The sequence below is a fragment of the Streptomyces sp. NRRL S-495 genome (assembly GCF_000966955.1).
Lineage (GTDB): Bacteria > Actinomycetota > Actinomycetes > Streptomycetales > Streptomycetaceae > Kitasatospora > Kitasatospora purpeofusca.
The window spans coordinates 1-5,291 of the sequence record NZ_JZWY01000340.1 but is presented as its reverse complement, the minus strand read 5'-3'; the positions used below and the strand labels follow the sequence as shown (position 1 = coordinate 5,291).

Genomic DNA, 5,291 nt, shown 5'->3' with positions numbered 1-5,291 from the left:
CGCTGCCAGTCGGGGCGGAACGTGGTGCGTCGGTGGCCCTCGCGGGCGCCCAAGGGGTCGGGGTGTGCGTCGAACAGGTGGGCTTCGCTCGCGGAAAGCGTGCGGATGACCGTACCGGTCATGGATTCCTCCGGGATGCGGGCTGCTTGGAGCGCTCCCGGTCAGGACTGACGAAGCACGCCGGGACAGCGGAAGAGGGAGCGCTGGAAAGGTATGGACTGCACGGCACTCGCCTCCTTCCGTTCGTCTCAAGGCGTGGCGCCACCGTACGTGACCCTCCTCCGGTCCGTCCACGGATTTACGGGAAGGTGCTGCTCGCCGCCCCGCGGGCCGAGCCGGCGCGACGGCCGACGACGGCACGGGCACGCGAGGTCCCACAACACGTTCCGCCAATGGGTAAATTGGTGATGATTGGGACAAAATCCATGATGTGTGCGTCCACCCGCAGAAGGCCGAACCGCCTTCGGAAAGGGCCCCCATGTACCCCGCTCTCACCCCCGACGTCCTCGCCGAGCTGCGCCGCCCGAGGCCGTACCCGGCCGTGTCGATCCTGATGCCCACGCACCGCCGGGAGCCCGACAACGCGCAGGACCCGGTCCGGCTGCGCACCCTGGCGGCCGCGGCGAAGAAGCGGATCGAGGAGGATCCGGAGGTCTCCCGCGCCGTCCGGATCGATGTGCTGGAGCAGCTCGACCGGGCGCTCGCCGAGGTCGACCTGGTGCACGCCGAGGACGGCCTGGCGATCCTGGTCGCACCGGGCGAGCACCACGTCTGGTCGCTGGGCCGGACCGCGCCCGCCCGGGTGGTGCTGTCCGACACCTTCCTGACCCGCAATCTGGTCGCCGCCCAGGCGGCCGAGCGGCCGCACTGGGTGCTCGCGCTCGCCGCCGACCGGGTGCTGCTGTGGGGCGGCAACAGCGAGCGGGTCGCGGAGGACACCCGGCACGGCTTCCCGCTGGTGCGCCAGTACGAGAACCCCGACCCGGAGCGGCAGGAGCGGATCGGCGACAAGCCCAGCACCTTCCAGGACGAGGAGACCAAGACCTTCCTGCGGCAGGCGGAGAGCGAGCTCGGCAAGGTGCTGGCCGCCGACCCGCGTCCGCTGTACGTGGTCGGCGAGGCGGCGGCCCTCGCCCTGCTGGACGGCGCAGGGCCGATCGCTCGCGGTGCCACCGCGCAGATCCCGCACGGCGGCCTCGCCCAGGCGGACGCCGAGACGGTCCGCAAGGTGGTCGAGCCCGCCGTCCGCGCGCATGCGGACGCCGGGATCTCCGACGCCCTCGCCCGGCTCGACAAGGCCCGCGGCCGTCAGGCGTTCGCGGCCGGACTGGACGAGGTCTGGCAGACCGCCGCCGAGGGGCGGGTCGCCCAACTGGTGGTGGAGGAGAACTTCCGGGTCACCGTCCGCGACGAGGGCGACCACCTGGTGCCCGCCGAGGCCGAGCAGTCGGGGGCGCGCGAGGACATCGTCGACGAGGTGATCGAGCGCGCCCTCGACACCGGTGCGCAGGTCTCCTTCGTCCCCGACGGCACTCTCTCGGACGCCGGCCGGATCGCCGCCGACCTGCGGTACTGACCCGCCCCCGGCATCCCCGGCCTCTCCCGCCGTGCCGCGCCGTGCCGCGCCGCGCCGCGCCGAGGAGAGGCCCGGGGCCGGTCACGTCGGCCCACGCGGTTCAGGGCCTCAGGCCGGCGAACGAGGTGCCGTCCCGCCCGGCCCGAGCAGCGGGCGGCCGGAGCGGGAGGCGTCCGGGCCGCGCCGCTGCCCCCCTCGGGCCGTGACCGCCACCGTCCCGGCCGTCGCCACGGCGAGGGCGCTCGACGCGGCGGTGCAGCCGCCGGTGGTGTTCCGCAGCAGGCCGAGGGCGGGCGGGGCGAGGATCACGGCCACCTGGTTGACGGCCATCACGAGCCCGAGCGCGAAGCCGGTCCGGCCGGGCGGGGCCACCCGTCATGCCGTTGCACCCGGGCCCGTCATGCCGTCGCACCCGTACGGTGCGCCCGCCGGGCTCGGCAGCGGCTCACGCTCCGACAGCCGCAGGCGCAGCCGTCGCGGCCGATAGACGGTGGCGAGCGGGACGGCGCGGACATCGGCGTCCGGCTCGGGGGCCAGCCGCCAGCGGGAGAGGACGGTGGCGAGGACGAGAGGACGGTGGCGAGGACGAGGGTGGCCTCGGTCCGCGCGTACAGGTCGCCCAGGCACTTGCGGGCGCCGCCACCGAACGCGGTGAACGCCTGGCGGGCGAGCGGCGACTCCTCCTCGGGCCGCCAGCGGTCGGGGCGGAACTCGTCCGGCCGCGGGAAAGCCTCCGGGTTGCGGGCCACGGCGGCGGGGCTGAAGACGAGGGTGGAGCCGCTCGGCAGCGGGACGCCCGCCAGCTCGGTGCCGGTGGTGGTCAGGCGGGTGAAGAGCCAGCCGGGCGGGTGGAGTCGGAGGGTCTCGGTGATCACCCGACCGGTCAGGGGGAGGGCGGGAAGGTCCTCCCAGCCCACCGGGCGCCCGCCGAGGACGGTGTCGATCTCCCGGTACAGCTCCTCGGCGACCTCCGGGTGCCGCGACAGCCGGAGGAGGACCCACACCAGCGTGGCGGCCACCGTCTCGGTGCCCGCCGCCATCACGGTGATCACCTGGTCGTGCACCTCGGCGTCGGTCAGCCGCCCGCCGTCCTCGTCCCGGGCCGCGAGCAACGCGCCGAGCAGGTCCGGGGTCGCCCCGGCCGTCGACCCGGGGTTCCCCTCGTACCCGGCGATCAGCCGCTCGGTCACCTCGTGCAGCTGCCGCAGCGCCGTGCGGTAGCGCTGGTTGGCCGGGGTCGGCAGGCGGCGCAGCGACCGGGGCAGGAACATCTGCCGGAACAGCCCGTTCAGCACCGTGTCGAAGGCCCGCTCCACGCCCCGGGTGAGCCCCTCGTCGAGCGCGGTCGACCAGAGCGTGCGGGCCACCACCCGCAGCGCCAGCCCGTACAGCTCGGGGAACGCCTCGATCACCTGGCCGTCCCGCCAGCGTGCCGTGGTGGCCTCGATCTCGGTGTGCATCGCCTCGGCGTAGTGCCGCAGCTGCGGGCGGGTGAAGGCGCTCTGCATCAGCCGCCGCTGCCGGCGGTGGTCCTGGTACGGGCAGGTGACCAGGCCGTTGCCGGCGAGGTCGCGGGCCCGGTCGTAGAAGACCCCGCCCTTGTCGTAGACTTGGTCGCCGGTCAGCACCCGGCGCAGCAGTTCGGGATGGCAGGGCACGTACGCCGTGGACGGGCCGAGCCTGATCCGCACCAGGTCGCCGTGGGCGGCCAGCGCGGTCATGAACCGGACCGGGCTGCGCATCATCTGCCAGGCGTGCCCGACCCCCGGCACCGCTCCGAGGGCCGTCCCGACCACGAACGTCCGCTCTGCCAACGCGTTCCTCCTCGTCCCCGGGCCCGCGCCGCACCCGCTCGGCGGCGCGCCCCGGGTACTGCATCGGCCCTTCGGCCGCCCAGGTGAAGCCCGGCGGGGGCACGCGGTCCGAAGGACGTGCCTGCCGGGAGCGGCGTGCGGCGGGACGACCCCGGTCGGCCGGGCGGCGACCGGTCACATTACGTCGGCATGACTGAAGCCGGTCGTCCGGCGGCCGACCTAGTGTCAGTGACGTCACCCCAGCACCGAGAACGAAAGCAGGCCGCGTGCGCCAGCTCACCTACTACGTCGGCACCACCCTCGACGGCTTCGTCGCGGGACCCGACGGCAAGTCCGACTTCCTCCCCTTCGAGGGCGACCTCGCCGCCGCACGGCTGGCCGAGTACCCCGAGACCGTCCCGGCCCACGGCGGCGGGGCTTCGAACCCCACCGCCGGCCGGCGCTTCGACACCGTCCTGATGGACCGCGCCGGCTACGAATCCGGCCTCGCCGCCGACGGCACCAGCCCCTACCCGCACCTCACCCAGTACCTCTTCTCCAACACTCCCGACGGTCTCGACCCCGCCGTGGAGCTCGTCCCCGGTGACCCCGTGGCCTTCGTCCGCGCGCTCAAGGCCCAGGACGGCGCGGGCATCTGGCTGCGCGGCGGCGCGGACCTCGCCGGACAGCTGATCGAGGAGATCGACGAACTGGTCGTCGAGCGCCACCCCTTGGCCACCGGCTCCGGCGTCCCGCTGTTCCGCGCCCCGTTCCGGCCCACCGCCTTCACCCTGACCGACTCCCGGGTCTTCAGCTCCGGCGTCACCCTCACCACCTACACGAAGGAGAACCGTATGCAGCTGCGCCCCATCACCGAGGCCGACCTCGACCGGGTCACCGCCGTCACCGTCGACGAGCCGGTCGGCTGGATCGAGGCCGACCGCTACCTGGAGGAACTGAAGGAGGGCATGTACCGCCCGGAGTGGACCTGGATCGCCGAACAGGACGGCCGGGTACTGGCCCGCGCCCTGTGGTGGGGCCACGCCACCGGCGAACACCCGCTCGCCCTGGACTGCCTGTACGTCGACCCCTCGGTCGAGGACCGCGCCGCGCTCGGCGCCGACCTGGTCCGGGCCGGCCTGCGGGCCTTCACCGAGCAGGGCGCGGCCAAGCTCCCGCTCTACAACCTGACGCTCCCGCAGGGCTGGCGCGAGGACCCGGCCGCGGTCGCAGCCACCGACTGGCGGCGCGACGCCGCGCTGGCCGCCGGGCTCACCGACGTGGTGGAACGGCTGCGCCTGGAGTGGACGCCCGAGGCCGGACTGCCGGCCTCCAGCGGGCGGCTGACCTTCACCGAGGGCACGGACGATGAGTTCCTCGACGTCTTCCGACGGATCGCGGTGGGCAGCCTGGACGGCGAGACCCGCCGCAACATCGCCCTGATGGGGGCCGAGGCCACCGCCCAGGAGGAGGTGGACTTCTACCTCGGCTGCCCGGGGGAGCGCTCCTGGTGGCGGATCGCCCGCACCCCCGACGGCGAGGTGGCCGGTCTGGCCCTGCCGTCGGCGACGCCGTACAACCGCAACGTCGGCTACCTCGGCGTGGTCCCCGAACTGCGCGGCCGGGGGTACGTCGACGAGGTGCTGGCCGAGATCACCCGGGTCCAGGCGGAGGCGGGGGCCGAGCTGATCACGGCCACCACGGACACCGACAACGCCCCGATGGCCGCCGCCTTCGCCCGGGCCGGCTACCGGGTCTCCCAGACCCGCCTGATCTGGTCGGCGCCGGAAACGGCCCCGACCGCCTGAACGGCCGACCGTTCCCCCGGGGGCGCCACCCCCTCGGGGCCGCCCCGCCCGCCCTCGGCGCCGCCCCGCCTCAGGCGGCCAGCAGGGCGGCGAGTTCGGTCCGGGAGCCGACAC

General features: G+C 74.5%; 4 protein-coding genes and 1 pseudogene. 2 read left to right on the top strand and 3 right to left on the bottom strand.

Annotation, left to right across the window (positions count from 1 at the left end; genetic code table 11):
- Positions 1-122, bottom strand: a pseudogene (locus tag VR45_RS48725) (GNAT family N-acetyltransferase); the annotation flags it as partial.
- Between the two features lie 356 nt (positions 123-478).
- Here VR45_RS48725 and VR45_RS18355 point away from each other — a divergent pair.
- Complete coding sequence (locus tag VR45_RS18355) at positions 479-1,576, top strand: hypothetical protein (protein ID WP_045940870.1); 1,098 nt, start codon at positions 479-481, stop codon at positions 1,574-1,576.
- Positions 1,577-1,684: 108 nt separating this feature from the next.
- Here the strand turns inward: VR45_RS18355 and VR45_RS18350 are convergent, their stop codons facing one another.
- Positions 1,685-1,948, bottom strand: a complete 264-nt coding sequence (locus VR45_RS18350; RefSeq protein WP_045940869.1) for a hypothetical protein — start codon at positions 1,946-1,948, stop codon at positions 1,685-1,687.
- A gap of 26 nt (positions 1,949-1,974) precedes the next feature.
- The gene (gene ptlI, locus VR45_RS18345) at positions 1,975-3,390 is read right to left on the bottom strand and encodes a pentalenene oxygenase (protein ID WP_234326032.1); all 1,416 of its coding nucleotides are present in this window, start codon (positions 3,388-3,390) and stop codon (positions 1,975-1,977) included.
- A 266-nt stretch (positions 3,391-3,656) separates the two neighbouring features.
- Here ptlI and VR45_RS48720 point away from each other — a divergent pair, with 266 nt between their 5' ends.
- The gene (locus VR45_RS48720) at positions 3,657-5,177 is read left to right on the top strand and encodes a GNAT family N-acetyltransferase (RefSeq protein ID WP_234326031.1); all 1,521 of its coding nucleotides are present in this window, start codon (positions 3,657-3,659) and stop codon (positions 5,175-5,177) included.
- The last annotated feature ends 114 nt before the right edge of the window (positions 5,178-5,291 follow it).